Below are 16796 nucleotides of genomic sequence, written 5' to 3' on the forward strand. Positions count from 1 at the left end.
TTGCGAAAGGTGGGGGCTGGTGGCGGGCGGGGGCCCGCGGGAGGGTCTGCCGGTCTAGAGGTGCGCGTAGACGTCGTCGAGGGTGATCCCGCGCGCCACCATCATCACCTGGACGTGGTAGAGCAGCTGGGAGATCTCCTCGGCGGCGGCTTCCTTGCCCTCGTACTCGGCGGCCATCCAGACCTCGGCGGCCTCCTCGACGACCTTCTTGCCGATGGCATGCACGCCCTGCGAGACGAGCTCGGCGGTGCGGGACGTGCCGGGGTCGCCGTTGGCGGCCTTGAGCTGGAGCTCGGTGAAGAGCTCTTCGAAGCTCTTGGGGGATGTGTTCGCCATGATGGTCCTCAGAATAAGGGGTCCCCCGCCGCCACTCAGCGCCAGGGTTCGCTGACGGTCCGCAGGGTCATGGCGGTGGAGACGGCGGCGGTGACCGCTTCGTGCCCCTTGTCCTCATTCGACCCCTCAAGCCCGGCGCGGTCCAGCGCCTGCTCGTCGTTGTCGCAGGTCAGTACGCCGAAGCCGACGGGGACTCCGGTGTCGATCGACACCTGTACCAGGCCCTGGGTGACGCCCTGGCAGACGTAGTCGAAGTGCGGGGTGCCGCCGCGGATGACCACGCCGAGGGCGACGATGGCATCGTAACCGCGACCGGCGAGTACCTTCGCCACGACCGGGAGTTCGAAGCTGCCCGGGACCCGCAGGAGGGTGGGCTCGTCGATGCCCAGCTCGTGCAGGGCGCGCAGGGCGCCGTCGACCAGACCGTCCATGACCTTCTCGTGCCACTGGGCCGCGATCACGGCGACTCGCAGGTCTCCGCAGTTCTTCACGCTCAGTTCGGGTGCGCCCTTGCCGCTCACAGCTCTGCTCCTCGGGTGTCGATCGGGTGGTGCTCGGGGTGGTGTCGGGTTGGCTCGTACGTGTTACTGGTTGCCGCAGGCGGAGGTGGACACGGCCTCGTCCAGCCAGGGCAGGTCGTGGCCCATCCGGTCCCGCTTGGTGCGCAGGTACCGCAGGTTGTGCTCGCCGGCCTCGACGGGCATCGGCTCCCGGCTGTCGACCGTGATGCCGTGGCGGACCAGGGCCGCGGCCTTGTCGGGGTTGTTCGTCAGCAGCCGGACGCCGTGCACGCCCAGGTCGGCGAGGATGCGGGCGCCGGCTCCGTAGTCGCGGGCGTCGGCGGGCAGGCCGAGTTCGAGGTTGGCGTCGAGGGTGTCGCGTCCGCGTTCCTGGAGCTCGTAGGCGCGCAGCTTGGACAGGAGGCCGATGCCGCGGCCCTCGTGGCCGCGCAGGTAGACGACGACGCCGCGGCCCTCGGCCTGGATGCGGGCCATGGAGGCGTGCAGCTGGGGGCCGCAGTCGCAGCGCTGGGACTGGAAGATGTCCCCGGTCAGGCACTCGGAGTGCATGCGGACCAGGATGTCCTTGCCGTCTCCGACCTCGCCGCGGACGAGGGCGATGTGCTCGACGCCGTCGACGGTGGAGCGGTAGCCGTACGCGGTGAACTCGCCGAAGGCGGTCGGCAGGCTGACCTCGGCCTCGCGGCGCACGGTCGGCTCGGCCGAGCGGCGGTAGGCGATCAGGTCCTCGATCGAGATGATCGTCAGCCCGTGCTTGCGGGCGAAGGGGATCAGTTCGGGCAGGCGCAGCATGACGCCGTCCTCGCCGGCGATCTCCACGATGGCGCCGACCGGGCGCAGGCCCGCGAGGCGGGCGAGGTCCACGGCGGCCTCGGTGTGGCCGTTGCGGACCAGGACGCCGCCGGGCTTGGCGCGCAGCGGGAAGACGTGGCCGGGGCGGACGAAGTCCGAGGGCTCGGAGGAGCCCGCGGCCAGCAGGCGCAGCGTGGTGGCGCGGTCGGCGGCCGAGATCCCGGTGCTGACGCCGTGGGCGGCGCTCGCGTCGACGGAGACGGTGAAGGCCGTCTGCATGGACTCGGTGTTGTTCCGGACCATCTGGGGAAGTTCGAGCCGGTCCAGCTCGGGGCCTTCCATGGGGGCGCAGATCAGGCCGCGGCACTCGCTCATCATGAACGCGATGATCTCGGGGGTGGCCTTCTCGGCCGCGAGGACGAGGTCCCCCTCGTTCTCGCGGTCCTCGTCGTCGACGACGACGATCGGGCGGCCCGCGGCGATGTCGCGGATGGCCTGCTCGACCGGGTCGAGGAGGAAGGTCTCCTCGGCTGCGGCGGGCATGTCCGGCACGGGCTTGAGGGTGGTCATGCCGTTGCTCCTTCGAGGGCCGGGGCGGGGGTGGCGCGCGAGCGCTGGTACCAGTCGTACGCGCCCCACAGGACGAGCGCGAAGTAGAGGACGTAGACGAGACCGGAGAAGGCCAGGCCGTTGTTGAAGGCGAGCGGCACGCCGACGAGGTCGACGAGGAGCCAGGCGAACCAGAACTCCACCAGGCCGCGGGCCTGGGCGACCATGGCCACGATGGTGCCGACGAAGATGTAGGCGTCCGCCCACGGGCTCCACGACAGGTGCGGGAACAGCGTGAAGAGGCCGCCGACCGCGAGGGTGCCCAGGGCCGCGCCGGCCAGGAGCAGTCCGCGCTCCTTCCAGCTCGCGGTGCGGACGGCGATGGAGCCGTCCTGGGCCTGCTGTCGGCCCTTCTGCCAGGCCCGCCAGCCCCAGACGGCCACGCCGATGACGAGGAGCTGCTTGCCGACGCCGCCGGCGAGGTGGGCGGAGGCGTAGGCGGCGATGAGGATCAGGCCGGAGAGGAGCTGGGCGGGCCAGGTCCATATGGAACGGCGCCAGCCGAGCGCGAGGGCGGCCAGGCCCATCAGGTTGCCGATCATGTCGGACCAGATGACCTTCTGGCCGACGACCTCGAAGGCCTCGGTGTTGAGCCAGGTCAGGGCGCTCACTTCGACTCCTCCTGGGCGTGCAGGGGGTTCACTCCGGCGGCGAGCAGGCGTTCCACGTACTTCGCGAGGACGTCCACCTCCAGGTTGACCGGGTCGCCGCTCCGCTTGAGGCCGAGGGTGGTCAGGGCGAGGGTGGTCGGGATGAGGCTGATGGTGAACCAGTCGGCGGCGGCCTCGACCACGGTGAGGCTGACGCCGTCCACCGTGATGGAGCCCTTCTCGACGACGTACCGCGCGAGGCCGGCGGGAAGGCCGACCTTGACGATCTCCCAGTGCTCGGAGGGGGTGCGGGAGAGGATCGTGCCGGTGCCGTCCACGTGGCCCTGGACCAGGTGGCCGCCGAGGCGCCCGCCGAGTTCCATCGGACGCTCCAGGTTGACCCGGGACCCCTGGGTGAGGGCGCCGAGGCTGGAGCGGTTCAGGGTCTCCTGCATGACGTCGGCGGTGAACTCGCCGTCGCCGGTCTCCACCACGGTCAGGCAGACGCCGTTGACGGCGATCGAGTCGCCGTGCTTGGCGCCGTCGGTGACGAGGGGGCCGCGCAGGCGGAAGCGGGAGGCTTCCGCGAGCTGCTCGACGGCGGTGACCTCGCCCAGTTCTTCGACGATTCCGGTGAACACTCAGTGCTCCTTGGGGGCGGTGGGGACGGCTTCGGGGACTGCGGTGACGCGGATGTCGGTGCCGATGCGGGTCGTGTCGGTGATGCGGAGACGGAGCGCGTCGGTGAGGGTGGCGACGCCGGCGTCGGCGAGGGCGTTCGGGCCAGCTCCGAGCAGGACGGGGGCGAGGTAGCCGACGACCTTGTCCACGGCGCCCGCGGCGACGAAGGCGCCGGCCAGGGTCGGGCCGCCTTCGAGGAGTACGGAGCGGGTTCCGCGCCGGTACAGCTCCGCGAGCAGCGACTCGACGGAGAGTCCGCGCGCGTCGCCGGGGAGGCGGACGACGTCGACTCCGGGCAGGTGCCGGGTGTCGGCGTCCTCGCCGACGGCGAGGAGGGTCGGCGCGGCGTCGTCCAGGACGCGGGCGCCGGGCCGGATGCGGGCGTGGGTGTCCAGGACGACCCGCAGCGGCCGGCCCGCGAGGGCCCGCGCCGCGGGTCCGCGCACGGCGAGGTGCGGGTCGTCGGCGCGCAGGGTGCCGGCGCCGACGACGACGGCGTCGACCTCGGCGCGCAGCCGGTGGACGTCGGCGCGGGACTCGGCGGAGCTGATCCAGCGGCTGGTGCCGTCGGCGGCGGCGACGCGGCCGTCGAGGGTGGCGGCGTACTTCCACAGGACGTGGGGCCGACCCAGGCGTACGGAGGTCAGCCAGGCGGCGTTGCCGTCCTCGGCCTCGTCGGCGAGGAGGCCGGCCTCGGCGGTGATCCCGGCCTCGCGCAGGGTGGCGGAGCCGCCGCCGGCCTGCGGGGTCGGGTCGGGGACGGCGTAGAGGACGCGGGTGACGCCGGCGTCGACGAGGGCCTGCGCGCAGGGGCCGGTGCGGCCGGTGTGGTTGCAGGGTTCGAGGGTGACGTAGGCGGTGCCGCCGCGGGCCGCGGCTCCGGCCGCGCGCAGGGCGTGGACCTCGGCGTGCGGGCCGCCGGCGCGTTCGTGCCAGCCTTCGCCGACGACGGAGCCGGTGGCGTCCGTGACGACGCAGCCGACGACGGGGTTGGGGCTGGTGGAGCCGAGTCCGCGGGCCGCGAGTTCGATGGCTCGGCGCATGGCGGTTTCGTCACGTACGGCGTGCGCATCACCTGCGGATGCGTCGTCGTGGTGTGGATCGACGTGGGGCGCCACCGGGTCTCCTGCCTCAATCGGGCACGGACTCCGGGGCCTGTCGGGATACGACAGATGAAGCGGGTGGCACACGCGGGGACGCCGAGGCCGGATGAACGGTCCCTTCGAGACGCATCCGCTGGATACGCCGATGGACCGCCGACGGCGGCGTACCGGTGACTCGCCCGCCGCGCACTGCCTCCCATCCGGACTTTAACCGTCGGTCCAGGAATTTCACCTGGTCAACCGGCCGCTGGCTGCGGACGGGTCGCGGACTATAACCGCCGGTTCGGAATTACACCGACCCCGGAGTGCGCTGCTACTGGTACTCAGGCCAGTGTGCCACGGGTGATCGGCGGCCATGCGGGTGAGCGCGTGTGGCCTGGATCACAAACCGGCCATTCTTGAGCGTCGCTGTCGCGCCGGCCGCGCACGGCCGGCGCGGGGCGCGCACTTCCCACCGAGCGTTGGTCCAGACCTATTGACGGGTTGGTCTAGTCCTCTTAACGTTCCCTTCATCTTCCCAGGGAGCCGGCCCGTCGGATGTGCGCACGTCGCGGGCCAACCAGCGTCACCCTTCCGCATGTTGATGCACGTCGTGTCCTGCCATCCTCCCCTCCCCAGGAGGCACCATGCCGTCCCCCACACGTACGAGAGCGATGCTCCTGGCATCCGGCGCCGCAATCGCCGGACTGCTGGTCGGCGGGCTCTCGGCCGGCGTCTCACACGCCGCCGACAACGAAACATGTCGCCCCGACGGGCTGTACAAGACGGCCGGCGTCGACGTCCCGTACTGCTCGGTCTACGACTCCGAGGGCCGCGAGAAGATGGGCGCGGACCACCAGCGCCGCGTCATCGGCTACTTCACCGGATGGCGCACCGGCAAGGACGGCACCCCCGCCTACCTCGCCAACAACATCCCGTGGTCGAAGGTCACCCACCTGAACTACGCCTTCGCCCACGTCGGCGGGGACAACAAGATCTCCGTGGGCGCGGACAACGCGAACAACGCGGCCACCGGGATGACCTGGCCGGGTGTCGCGGGCGCCGAGATGGATCCGGCCCTCCCCTACAAGGGCCACTTCAACCAGCTGACGAAGTTCAAGAAGCAGTACCCGAACGTGAAGACCCTGATCTCGGTGGGCGGTTGGGCCGAGACCGGCGGCTACTTCGGCGACGACGGCAACCGGGTCGCCTCCGGCGGCTTCTACTCGATGGCCACCAACGCCGACGGCTCGGTCAACCAGGCCGGCATCGACACCTTCGCGAACTCCTCCGTCGAGTTCATCCGCAAGTACGGGTTCAACGGCGTCGACATCGACTACGAGTACCCGACCACCATGAAGGACGCGGGCAACCCGCTGGACTGGCAGCTCTCCAACGCCCGCCGGGCCGGGCTGGTCAAGGGCTACGCGGCCCTCATGAAGTCGCTGCGCGAGAAGCTCGACCGCGCGGGCGCCACCGACGGCAGGCACTACCTGCTCACCGTCGCCGCCCCCTCCTCCGGCTACCTGCTGCGGGGCATGGAGACGTTCCAGATGCAGAAGTACCTGGACTACGTCAACATCATGTCCTACGACCTGCACGGCGCCTGGAACGAGTACGTCGGCCCCAACGCCTCGCTCTTCGACGACGGCAAGGACGCCGAGCTGGCGGCCGCCAACGTCTACGGAAGCTCCCAGTACGGGGGCGTCGGGTACCTCAACACCGACTGGGCCTACCACTACTTCCGCGGCTCCATGCCGGCGGGCCGCATCAACATCGGCCTGCCGTACTACACCCGCGGCCACAAGAACGTGCAGGGCGGCACCGACGGCCTGTGGGGCAAGGCGTCCGCGACGACCTGCCCGGCCGGCGCCGGTCTGACCAAGTGCGGTGACGGCGCGGTCGGCATCGACAACCTGTGGCACGACAAGGACACCAACGGGGTCGAGTCCCCCGCCGGTTCCAACCCGATGTGGCACGCCAAGAACCTGGAGAAGGGGATCGTCGGCGACTACGTCACCAGGTACGGCTTCCCCGCGAACACCACGCTGACCGGCACCTACGTCCGCAAGTACGACGCCAAGCTGGTCGCGCCGTGGCTGTGGAACGCGCAGAAGAAGGTCTTCCTCTCCACCGAGGACGAGCAGTCGGTGGCGGCCAAGGCCGACTACGTCGTGGACCGCGGCATCGGCGGCACCATGGTCTGGGAGATGGCCGGCGACTACGCCTGGAACGCCGCGAAGGGCCAGTACGAGATGGGCGACACGCTCACCTCGCTGATGTACGACAAGTTCAAGGCGGCCTCCCCGTACGGCGCGAGCAAGTCCAACACCGCGCTGCCGAAGAAGGCCGTGGACGTGGCGACGGAGTTCACCGAGTTCAAGCTCGGCGACTCCAACTACCCGATCACCCCGAAGATCAAGATCACCAACAACACCCGGACCACGCTGCCGGGCGGCACCGAGTTCCAGTTCGACTACGCGACCTCGGCTCCGAACAACGCCTCGGACCAGTCCGGGTTCGGCACGAAGGTGATCAGCAGCGACCACACCGGCAGCAACGTCGGTGGTCTGAAGGGCGACTTCCACCGGGTCTCGCTGAAGCTCCCGGCCTGGCAGACGCTGGCCCCGGGCGCCTCGGTCGACCTGGCGTTCAACTACTACCTGCCGGTCTCCACGCCCTCCAACTGGACGGTGAACATCTCCGGCACGACCTACGCCCTCGCCGGCGACCTGGCGCGCGGCACCACGGTGGTGGAGCCGGGCACCACGACCCCGCCCACCACGCCGCCCACCACCCCGCCGACCACTCCCCCCACCACCCCGCCGACGACTCCCCCGACGACGCCTCCGGGCGGCACGTGCACCAACCCGGCGTACGTCGCGGGTCAGGTCTACAACAGCGGCAACGTGGTCTCGCACAAGGGCCGCAACTGGAAGGCCGGTTGGTGGACGCAGAACGAGGAGCCCGGCACCACCGGTGACTGGGGCGTCTGGAAGGACCAGGGCGCGTGCTGACCCCCGGTCTGCCCGCTTGACCCGACGAGTGTGAGGACCCGGTGGCCCGGCGGCCACCGGGTCCTCGCGCGTCCGCTCGTAGTCTGGTTCCGTGATCACGGACAACGCCGCGACCGGAGCGGACTTCGAGGAACACCGGCCACGGATGTTCGGCATCGCCTACCGCATGCTGGGCTCCGCCCACGAGGCCGAGGACGTCGTACAGGACGCCTGGTTGCGGTGGAACGGCGCCGACCGCGACCCGATCGCGCCCCCGGGGGCCTGGTTGGCCAAGACGGTCACCCGGCTGTGCCTCAACCGGCTCACCTCCGCGCGCGCCCGCCGCGAGGAGTACGTCGGCCCCTGGCTCCCGGAGCCCGTCCTCACCGGGGACGGGACGCTCGGCCCGCTGGACTCGGCGGAACGGCGGGACGGAGTCTCCATGGCCCCGCTGGTGCTGTTGGAGCGGCTGACGCCGAAGGAACGCGCCGTGTACGTGCTGCGGGAGGCCTTCGGGTACGGACACCGGGAGATCGCCGGGCTGTTGGACGTCACCGAGGTCAACTCCCGACAGCTGCACCGGCGGGCGGCGGAGCGGGTGGACGCCCCCCGGCCGCGGTTCCAACCCGATCCCGGACAGTGGCGGGGGCTGGTGGAGACCTTCATGGCCGCGGCGCGCGACGGGGACCTGGCCCGGCTGGAAAACCTGCTCACCACCGACGTGCGGTACGTGTCGGACGGCGGCGGGGTGGTGGGCGCGGCCCGGCGGCCGATCCTGGGCCGGGAGAACGTGGCCCGTTTCCTGGTGGGCGCGCTGCGCAAGTTCGTCGGCGAGGAGTCGGTCACCTTCGCGGAGGTCAACGGGGCGCCGGCGCTGGTCTTCGGCGAGGTGGCGGTGTTCCTGCCGGAATTCGAGAATGGACTGGTCAGCGGCGCGCGGGTGGTGGTCAACCCGGAGAAGCTGGGGTTCCTGCGACGACAGCTGTCACATTCCGGGGGGCTGTCCGGTCCAGGCTGGTGAACGCACCCTCTCGGGAAGGAAGGGACACCATGAACACGATCGTCGTCACCGGAGGCACCGGAAACCTCGGCTCGTTCGTCGTGACGCGGCTGCTGGCGGCGGGGCACGACGTACGGGTCCTCAGCCGGCACGCGCCCGACCACCCGGTGGACCTGACCGACGGATCCGGCCTGGACGCGGCGCTGCGCGGCGCGGAGGTGGTGGTGCACTGCGCGAGCTCCCCGCGCGGGGGTGACGACGTGGCCGCGGGGAACCTCGTGGAGGCGGCCCGGCGGGCCGGGACGGTGACCAACATCGTCTACGTCTCGATCGTGGGCGTGGACGTGGTGCCGCTCGGCTACTACGTGACCAAGCTGAAGGTGGAGCGGCTGCTGGAGGCCTCGGGGCTGGGCGTGACGATCCTGCGGGCCACCCAGTTCCACGACCTGGTCGCGCAGGTGGTGGGCGCGGCGGCGAAGCTCCCGGTGATGCCGCTGCCGAAGGGGGTCCGGGTACAGCCGATCGCCGTCGAGGAGGTCGCGGACCGGCTGGCGGAACTGGCGGTGCCCGTCCCGGCGGGGCGGGTGGACGACATGGGCGGCCCGGAGATCCGGAGCCTGCCGGACCTGGCGCGCGCGTACCTGAAGGCGACGGGCAGGCGGCGCCGGATCGTCGCGCTGCCGCTCGCGGGCCGGGCGTACGCCGGTTTCCGGCGCGGCGGGAACCTGGCCCCGTCGCACGCGGTGGGCCGGGGCACCTTCGCGGAGTTCCTGGCCCGGCGGTAGCCGTGCGCGTGCGCCGGGCGTGCGGGAGCGGTGCGGGCCGAGCGCGGGCGGGCCGAGCGGGGGCGAGCCCCGGCCGGGTGCATCGGGTGCCGGCGGGCCCGGTGCCGGCGCGTCGGGGCCGGGCGGGGGTGCGGGCGGGCCGGGTGGGGGCGGGCGGATGGGGTCCGGGCGGATGGGGTCCGGCCCGGTGGGGTCCGCCCGGGCGCGCGTGGGGTCAGCCGCCGAAGAGCACGGCCTGCGCCTCCTCGCGGGCGGCCAGTCTGGCTCCCGCCAGTACCGCGGCCCCGCCGAGGACCGTGGCGCGGACCTCCGTCGTGACCGGGGTCAGGGTGCCGAGGCGGGCGGCGACGCGGGCCGCCAGCGCGGGGCCGCCGGCGTGGCCGAGTTCGCCCGCCAGGACCACGCAGCCCGGGTCGAGGACCGCCGCGACGGCCGCCGCCCCGATCGCGAGGCGTTCGGCCAGCGCGTCCAGGAACGCCTCGCCGGCGGCTCCGGCGACCGCCTCCTCCGCCGGTCCCCGGAAGCCGTGTTCGACCGCCAGTGCGGTGACGGCCCGGCGTCCGGCCAGCGCGTGGAAGCCTCCACCGCAGTCGGTGTCGGACGGCAGTGCGGCCGTCCCCGGTACGGGCAGGAAGCCGATCTCCCCCGCCCCGCCGGAGGCCCCCCGGCGCAGCCGCCCGTCCAGGACCACCGCCGCGCCCACACCGGCGCCCAACCACAGCAGGACGAAGGAGTCCACGTCCCGGGCCGCGCCGATCCGCTGTTCGGCGAGGGCGGCGAGGTTGGTCTCGTTCTCCACGACCACCTTGGCCGGCAGCCGTCGCCGGAGGGCCGCCACGAGGTCCCGGTGCCAGGACGGCAGGCGCAGGGTGTCGCCGAGTTGGCCGCTGTCCGGGGAGACCAGCCCGGGAGCGCCGACGACCACGGTGTGCAGGGGGTCCGCGCCGACCTCGCGCGTCAGGGCGGCCAGCCGGTCCACGGCCTCCTCGACGGCGTCGACCGGCAGCGAGACCTCGGCCAGTGGCAGGCCCAGCAGGTCGGTGACGACGGCGGTGGCGCTGTCGGTGCGGACGTCGAGGGCGGCCAGGTGGGCGCGGCGGGCGACGATTCCGTACAGGCGGGCGTTGGGGCCGCGCTTCTGTTCCCCGGACTCCCCCACGACCTCGATCAGGCCGGCTTCGGCGAGTCGTTCCACGAGGTCGGCCACCGAGGGACGCGACAGGCCGGTCAGGTGCTTGAGCTGGGTGGCCGTGAGGGGGCCTTCGGACTGGAGGAGTCCGAGGGCGAGCCGGTCGTTGATGGCTCGGGCCGTGCTCGGCGACGCGGGCGAGGGAGCGGCGGCCGTCAGGGCCTTGGCAGGGGTCACGGCGCCCATCTTAGGGAGTCCCGGGGCATTAACCATCAGGCAGGGTCCCTGATAGTTTGCGTGTCATGACCGGGGAAACCGACCTCAGCCCGGCGCGACTGCGCCATGCCCGCTTCGCCATAGCCGCCGTGTTCTGCGCCCACGGCGCCGTCACCGGCTCCTTCGCCACCCGCATCCCCTGGATTCAGGACCACGCGCAGCTCAGCGCCGGCACCCTGGGGCTCGCGCTCGCCTTCCCCGCCTTGGGCGCGGCGCTCGCGATGCCGCTGGCCGGGCGGATCAACCACCGGTTCGGCGCGCGAGCCGCGCTGCGCGGACTGCTGTCGATGTGGACGCTTTCGCTGATCCTGCCGAGCCTCGCGCCGAACCTCGTGACGCTCTGCCTCGCGCTCTTCGTCTACGGGGCGAGCGCGGGCATGGCCGACGTGGCCATGAACGCGCTCGGCGTGGAGACCGAGAACCGGATGGGCCGCTCGATCATGTCCTCACTGCACGGCATGTGGAGCGTGGGCGCGCTCGTCGGCTCGGCGGCGGGCACGCTCGCGGCCCACACCGGGGCCGACGCCCGCCTGCACCACCTGATCGCCGCGCTCGCGCTGACCGCGGCCGGGTTGATCGCCGTACGGGGCGTACTCGACCTGCGCAGCGCGGAGAACGCGGAGGCGCCGCCGGGCTTCGCCCTGCCCCCGAGGTCGGCGCTGTTGATCGGCGCGATCGGCTTCTGCGCGGTCTTCGCGGAGGGCGCCAGTCTCGACTGGTCCGCCGTGTACCTGCGGGACGTGCTGCACACGGACGCGGGTCTCGCCGCCGCCTCGACCACCGCGTTCGCGCTGACGATGGCCGTCGCGCGGCTCGTCGGGGACCGCGTGGTGGACCGGTTCGGCGCCGTGCGCACCGTCCGTGTGGGCGGCGTGTTGGCCACCCTGGGCGGGGTGTTGGTGGTGACCGTGCGGCATCCGGCGGCGGCCCTCACGGGGTTCGGGTTGATCGGGCTGGGCATCGCGGTCGTGGTCCCGTTGGCGTTCGCGGCGGCGGCGCGCAGCGGTCCGGCGCCCACCCAGGCCATCGCGGGGGTGGCGACGATCACGTACACCTCCGGTCTGATCGCACCGTCGGCGATCGGCGCGGTGGCGGACGCGACCTCGCTCGTGGTCTCCTTCGGTCTGGTCACCCTGCTGGCGTTCGCGCTGGTGGTGGGGGCGGCCGTGCTGCGCCCGAAGCCCGCGGCCGGCAAGGTCGCCGCGACCAACCGGGACGAAACCACTGGAATCCAGCCGTAATATGTCGGCTGGCTCCCGTGGTTCGACACGCGGTGCGGCCCGGATGGTTGACCGGTCGGTGAAACGGGAGTGGTGGAACATGGGCTTCGGCGTGCGCTGGACCCTGCACGGAGACGGGCGGACGCCCGCCCCCGGCGCGGTGGTGCGGCCCGATGAGCGGCTGTCGTGGCCGCGGACCGCCGGGCTCGGCGCCCAACACGTCGTGGCCATGTTCGGGGCGAGTTTCGTGGCGCCGGTCCTGATGGGCCTGGACCCGAACCTGGCCATCATGATGTCGGGCGTCGCGACGATCATCTTCCTGCTCGCGACGCGCGGTCGGGTCCCCTCGTACCTGGGCTGTTCGCTCGCCTTCGTCGGGGTCGCGGCCGCGATCCGGGCGGGCGGCGGGGACAGCGCGGTCGTGACGGGCGCGGTGTTCGTGGTCGGCGTGGCGCTGTTCCTCGCGGGCCTCGCGGTCCAGCGGTTCGGGGCGCGGATCATCCACGCGGCGATGCCGCCGGTGGTGACGGGCGCGGTGGTGATGCTGATCGGCTTCAACCTGGCGCCCGTGACGGCCTCGACGTACTGGCCGCAGGACCAGTGGACGGCGCTGCTCACCATGCTGGTCACCGGACTCGCCGTGGTGTGCCTGCGGGGCTTCTGGTCCCGGATCGCGATCTTCCTGGGCCTGGTCTTCGGGTACGCGCTCTCCTGGATCCTCGACCTGGTCTTCGGCAAGATCCACTCGACCGCGGGCGGGCCGGAGAAGATCGACCACTGGCGGCTCGACCTCTCCGGGGTCTCCGAGGCCGATTGGATCGGGCTGCCGAGCTTCCACGCGCCGGCCTTCGAATGGTCGGCGATCCTCATCGCGTTGCCCGTGGTCATCGCACTGATCGCGGAGAACGCCGGACACATCAAGGCCGTCGGCGAGATGACCGGTGACCCGCTCGACGACAAGCTCGGCACCGCCATCGCGGCCGACGGGGCCGCGTCGATGCTGTCGACGGCGGTGGGCGGCCCGCCCAACACCACCTACTCCGAGAACATCGGCGTCATGGCGGCCACCCGGGTCTACTCGACGGCCGCCTACTGGGCCGCCGCCGGCTTCGCCCTGCTCTTCGGCCTGTGCCCGAAGTTCGGCGCGGTCGTCGCCGCCATCCCCGGCGGGGTGCTGGGCGGCATCACCGTGATCCTCTACGGCATGATCGGCCTGCTCGGCGCCCAGATCTGGATCAGCGGCCGGGTGGACCTGCGCAATCCGCTGAACCTGGTGCCGGCCGCGGCGGGCATCATCATCGGCATCGGCGGCGTCACGCTGAACATCACCGACAGCTTCGAGTTGGGCGGCATCGCGCTCGGCACCGTCGTGGTGATCACCGGCTACCACACGCTGCGGTACTTCGCCCCGGCGCACATGAAGCGGGACGAGCCGCCGCTCGACTCGGGTGCCTCCGACTACGACGGTCCGGAGGGCGGGGACGGGCCCGGGGACAAGCGGGGTTGACGCCGCTTCGCCCGAACCGGCGAAGGGTACGGCCAAGTTCCCCACGCGGCGCGCTCCTGCTGCGACGCTGCCTCCCATGGAAGCGGTGCTCGCGCGGATGCGCGCCCTGGACGAGCGGCTCCCCGCGCAGGACGGTGTGGCCGTCTTCAACCGGGTGTACCTGACGGTGACGCAGACGCTGCACGAACGGCTCGCGCGCGGGGCGTTCCCCGCCCCGCGCAGGGCTCAGGCCCTCAGCGTGTGCTTCGCCGAGCGCTACCTGGCGGCCGTGGAGGCGGAGCGGGCACCGGCCTGCTGGCGTCCGCTCCTCCAATACCGCCGACACCCCGGGATCCGGCCGCTCCAGCACGCGCTGGCGGGCATCAACGCGCACATCGGACACGACCTGGCACTGGCGGTGGTGGCCACCTGCCGTCACCTGGGTTGTGAACCGGCCGCGCTGGAAGGGGACTTCGACCGGGTAGGCGACACCCTGGTCTCCCTGGAGGAGCAGATCCGCGAGGACCTGATGCCGGGCCCCGACCTGCTGGAGATCGCCGACCCGTTGACCCACCTCGTGGGGTCGTGGAGCCTGGAGCGGGCCCGGGCCGGCGCCTGGTCCGCGGCCCGCCTGCTGTGGACGCTGCGGCGCGTCCCCGAACTGGCCGAGGAGTTCACCGACTCCCTGGACGCCGGCGTCGGACTGGTCGGCCGCTGTCTGCTCACCCCGCGCGGCTGAAACCCCCGTGCGGGCGGGAAGGGCCGCCGGCTACGCTCCCCCGGTGAGCAGCTTCGCCACCCATCGCCTGCGGGCCCTCGACCCGACCCGTACGCCTCGGCGGCGGTTCGCCGCACTGCGCACCTGCGTCACGGAGTTCGCCCCGTACGGATTCCGCGCCACCTTCGACCACCTCGCGCGCACCGCGCGCATCCCCGCCGACCCGGAACGGGACCCGGACGCGGTGGTGCGGGCGGTGGAGGAGCTGCACGCGGCGCGCGAGATCTGGCTCGCGGCGTTCCGCCCCTGGCAGGAACTGCGTCGGGCGCAGAAGCGGGCCGGTGTGCGCGTCCCCCGTCCGCCGGAGCCCTGGCGTCGGCTCCACTGCCCCGACCCCGGGTTCCACCCGGACGCGCCGCTCCCGGTCGTGATGCCGAGCATCCTGCGCGCCGGCGCCGGCCCGTGGCCGCCGCCCGTCTGTCCGGTCTGCGCGCGGGACCGCGGCACGCGGGAGCTGCGCACCGGCCACCGGGTGTACCGGTTGTGCGCGGGGTGCGGGGTGGGCCTCGGCGGGCGGGACACCGGGTTCGAGCCGGCCGTGGCCGCCGCCCGCGAGGAACGCTGGAAGTCGATCTGGCTGCGGCGGACGTGACGAGACGGCGGCGGGCACGAGAACGGGCCGCGGGTGTCGCGGGTGTGGGGACGGGCGGTGGGCACGAGAACGGACACGGGCGCGGGCACGAGAACGGGCCGCCGCCGCGCTGTTCGCGCGGGGGCGGCCCGTGGTCACGGGGTCCGGGAGGGGTCAGTCCTCCGGGAGCTCCACCGGCGCGATGTCGTCGTAGACGTCGCCCGGTCCCGGGTTCGTGGTGTCGGTCGTGCCGCCGAGGTGGTGCATGACGCCCCAGACCGCGTTGAGGGCGGTCTGCACGGCGCCCTCGGCCCAGCCGGCCGTCCAGGAGATGTCGTCGCCCGCGAGGAAGATGCCGCGCTTGTCCTCGGGGAGGCGGTCCTGCATGAAGTGGGTGAACAGGCGGCGCTGGTAGCGGTAGTGGCCCGGCAGGTTCGCCTTGAACGCGCCCATGAAGTAGGGCTCGTTCTCCCAGGAGACGGTGACCGGGTTGCCGATGACGTGGCGGCGGATGTCGACCTTCGGGTAGATCTCGCCGAGGGACTTCAGCATGACCTCCATCCGCTCGTTCGCGGACAGCGGCAGCCACTTCAGGCTGTCGTCGCACCAGGTGTACGAGAGGCAGATGACGGCCGGCTTGTCGGGGCCGTTGTCCAGGAGGTAGGTGCCGCGGGTCATCCGGTCGGTCAGCGTCATCGACATGACGTCGCGGCCCGTCTCCTCGTCCTTGTCCAGCCAGAACGGCCGGTCGACGGGCACGAACAGCTTCGAGCTCTCCATGTAGTGGGTGCGCTCGATCGCCGTCCAGTGGTCGATCGGGAAGAGCGTGTCATCGCACTCGATCTTGGACAGCAGCATCCACGACTGCGCGGTGAAGATCGCGGCGCGGTACGTGCGGATGTCGCCGGTGGCGTCGGTGACCGTGATCCGGTTGCCGGCCGTGCGGTGCAGGCGGGTGACCGCCGGGCGCGGGGTGCCGTCGTGCAGGGTGGACAGCGAGGTGCCCTGGGCCCAGTGGACGATCTTGCCGGGTGCGCGGTCCCACAGGCGCAGCGGCAGCTGCTGCGAGCCGCCGACGATGCCGCGGTGGTGGTCGTCCGCCTCGGTGTAGACGACGCGGAGGATCTCCAGGATGGAGTTCGGGAAGTCGGTGTCCCAGCCACCCGTGCCGAAGCCGACCTGGCCGAAGATCTCGCGCTTGCGGAAGGACTGGAAGGCCTCGGACTTGCAGAGGAAGCCGTAGAAGGTCTCGTCGTCGAGCTTCTCGACGAGCTTGGCCCAGATCTCGCGGATGCGCGGGACGTCCCGCTCGCGCATCGCGGTGTTCATGTCGGAGAAGTCGGCGCCCTCGTCGAGGCAGGCGTTCCACGCGGCGGCGACGTCACGGTAGACCTGCGGGAGGTCGGCGATGGTCTCGGCGTAGTGGGTCTCGCCCTTGAGGTCCACGACCGTCGAGGGGGTGGCCTCGGCGAGCGGGTTCGGGAAGGGCTCGGTGACCAGGCCGACGAGGTCGATGTAGTGCTGGAGGGCCGTGGAGGACGGCGGGAAGCGCATGGCGCCCATCTCCGCGGTCAGCTCCTCGGTGCCGGCGCCCTCGAAGCCGACGGTGCGCAGCCGGCCGCCGATCTGGTCGGCCTCGTAGACGACGGGCTTGAGGCCCATCTTCATCAGCTCGTAGGCGGAGATGATGCCGGACAGTCCGCCGCCGATGACGGCGACCTCGGTGCCGAACTCCGTCGCCGGGATCTGGCCGAGCCCCGCCGGGTGGGCCAGGAAGTCGTCGTACGCGTACGGGAAGTCCGGGCCGAACATGGTGATGGGGGGCTGTCCGTCGCTGTGCGGGACGGCGGTGGTGGGCACCGTGGACGTCATGGGGTACGGCTCCTTGCGAACGGACTCGGGCAGGTGGGGGCGGGAGGGCGGACCGGGGGCGGGTCCGTGGGG

At 72.2% G+C, this 16796-nt stretch carries 15 protein-coding genes and 1 riboswitch; of the genes, 7 read left to right on the forward strand and 8 right to left on the reverse strand.

Features of this window, described 5'->3' with window-relative positions; all coding sequences use genetic code 11:
- Nucleotides 1–54 precede the first annotated feature (54 nt).
- From OHA84_RS07905 to ribD, 6 genes are all read right to left on the reverse strand, one after another.
- Nucleotides 55–336, reverse strand: a complete 282-nt coding sequence (locus OHA84_RS07905) for a phosphoribosyl-ATP diphosphatase (RefSeq protein WP_053681798.1) — start codon at nucleotides 334–336, stop codon at nucleotides 55–57.
- A gap of 35 nt (nucleotides 337–371) precedes the next feature.
- A complete protein-coding gene (ribH, locus tag OHA84_RS07910) occupies nucleotides 372–857 on the reverse strand; it encodes a 6,7-dimethyl-8-ribityllumazine synthase (protein ID WP_007262951.1) in 486 nt (161 codons plus the stop codon).
- Between the two features lie 63 nt (nucleotides 858–920).
- On the reverse strand, nucleotides 921–2219 hold the full coding sequence (locus OHA84_RS07915) for a bifunctional 3,4-dihydroxy-2-butanone-4-phosphate synthase/GTP cyclohydrolase II (protein WP_266951508.1): 1299 nt from the start codon (nucleotides 2217–2219) through the stop codon (nucleotides 921–923).
- Nucleotides 2216–2869 carry a nicotinamide mononucleotide transporter family protein gene (locus tag OHA84_RS07920; RefSeq protein ID WP_053681797.1) on the reverse strand — a complete coding sequence of 218 codons (654 nt, stop codon included), beginning with the start codon at nucleotides 2867–2869 and terminating at the stop codon, nucleotides 2216–2218. Before OHA84_RS07920 ends, OHA84_RS07915 begins: the two co-directional genes overlap by 4 nt.
- The gene (locus tag OHA84_RS07925; protein ID WP_053681796.1) at nucleotides 2866–3489 is read right to left on the reverse strand and encodes a riboflavin synthase; all 624 of its coding nucleotides are present in this window, start codon (nucleotides 3487–3489) and stop codon (nucleotides 2866–2868) included. The genes OHA84_RS07920 and OHA84_RS07925 overlap by 4 nt, the downstream gene beginning before the upstream one ends.
- Nucleotides 3490–4572 carry a bifunctional diaminohydroxyphosphoribosylaminopyrimidine deaminase/5-amino-6-(5-phosphoribosylamino)uracil reductase RibD gene (gene ribD, locus OHA84_RS07930; protein WP_266972436.1) on the reverse strand — a complete coding sequence of 361 codons (1083 nt, stop codon included), beginning with the start codon at nucleotides 4570–4572 and terminating at the stop codon, nucleotides 3490–3492.
- Nucleotides 4573–4814: 242 nt separating this feature from the next.
- A riboswitch (FMN riboswitch) is annotated at nucleotides 4815–4945 on the reverse strand.
- A gap of 313 nt (nucleotides 4946–5258) precedes the next feature.
- Between ribD and OHA84_RS07935 the strand changes: the two genes are divergently transcribed.
- The 3 genes from OHA84_RS07935 (at nucleotide 5259) to OHA84_RS07945 (ending at nucleotide 9392) form a co-directional block, all read left to right on the forward strand.
- Nucleotides 5259–7628 carry a chitinase C-terminal domain-containing protein gene (locus OHA84_RS07935; protein WP_266972434.1) on the forward strand — a complete coding sequence of 790 codons (2370 nt, stop codon included), beginning with the start codon at nucleotides 5259–5261 and terminating at the stop codon, nucleotides 7626–7628.
- Between the two features lie 91 nt (nucleotides 7629–7719).
- On the forward strand, nucleotides 7720–8628 hold the full coding sequence (gene sigJ, locus OHA84_RS07940) for an RNA polymerase sigma factor SigJ (RefSeq protein ID WP_266972432.1): 909 nt from the start codon (nucleotides 7720–7722) through the stop codon (nucleotides 8626–8628).
- 29 nt (nucleotides 8629–8657) lie between these two features.
- Nucleotides 8658–9392: an SDR family oxidoreductase gene (locus OHA84_RS07945; RefSeq protein ID WP_266972430.1), complete on the forward strand. Its 735-nt coding sequence runs from the start codon at nucleotides 8658–8660 to the stop codon at nucleotides 9390–9392.
- Between the two features lie 214 nt (nucleotides 9393–9606).
- Here the strand turns inward: OHA84_RS07945 and OHA84_RS07950 are convergent, their stop codons facing one another.
- Nucleotides 9607–10767: an ROK family transcriptional regulator gene (locus OHA84_RS07950; RefSeq protein ID WP_266972428.1), complete on the reverse strand. Its 1161-nt coding sequence runs from the start codon at nucleotides 10765–10767 to the stop codon at nucleotides 9607–9609.
- 56 nt (nucleotides 10768–10823) lie between these two features.
- Between OHA84_RS07950 and OHA84_RS07955 the strand changes: the two genes are divergently transcribed.
- The 4 genes from OHA84_RS07955 (at nucleotide 10824) to OHA84_RS07970 (ending at nucleotide 14873) form a co-directional block, all read left to right on the forward strand.
- A complete protein-coding gene (locus OHA84_RS07955; protein WP_266972426.1) occupies nucleotides 10824–12038 on the forward strand; it encodes an MFS transporter in 1215 nt (404 codons plus the stop codon).
- A 79-nt stretch (nucleotides 12039–12117) separates the two neighbouring features.
- Nucleotides 12118–13524, forward strand: a complete 1407-nt coding sequence (locus OHA84_RS07960) for a uracil-xanthine permease family protein (protein ID WP_266974115.1) — start codon at nucleotides 12118–12120, stop codon at nucleotides 13522–13524.
- A gap of 76 nt (nucleotides 13525–13600) precedes the next feature.
- Nucleotides 13601–14242, forward strand: a complete 642-nt coding sequence (locus OHA84_RS07965) for a DUF5995 family protein (RefSeq protein WP_266951495.1) — start codon at nucleotides 13601–13603, stop codon at nucleotides 14240–14242.
- A gap of 43 nt (nucleotides 14243–14285) precedes the next feature.
- Nucleotides 14286–14873: a hypothetical protein gene (locus OHA84_RS07970; RefSeq protein ID WP_063839447.1), complete on the forward strand. Its 588-nt coding sequence runs from the start codon at nucleotides 14286–14288 to the stop codon at nucleotides 14871–14873.
- A 153-nt stretch (nucleotides 14874–15026) separates the two neighbouring features.
- Here the strand turns inward: OHA84_RS07970 and OHA84_RS07975 are convergent, their stop codons facing one another.
- A complete protein-coding gene (locus tag OHA84_RS07975) occupies nucleotides 15027–16724 on the reverse strand; it encodes an NAD(P)/FAD-dependent oxidoreductase (protein ID WP_053676327.1) in 1698 nt (565 codons plus the stop codon).
- Nucleotides 16725–16796 lie beyond the last annotated feature (72 nt).

The sequence above is a fragment of the Streptomyces sp. NBC_00513 genome (assembly GCF_041431415.1).
GTDB lineage: Bacteria > Actinomycetota > Actinomycetes > Streptomycetales > Streptomycetaceae > Streptomyces.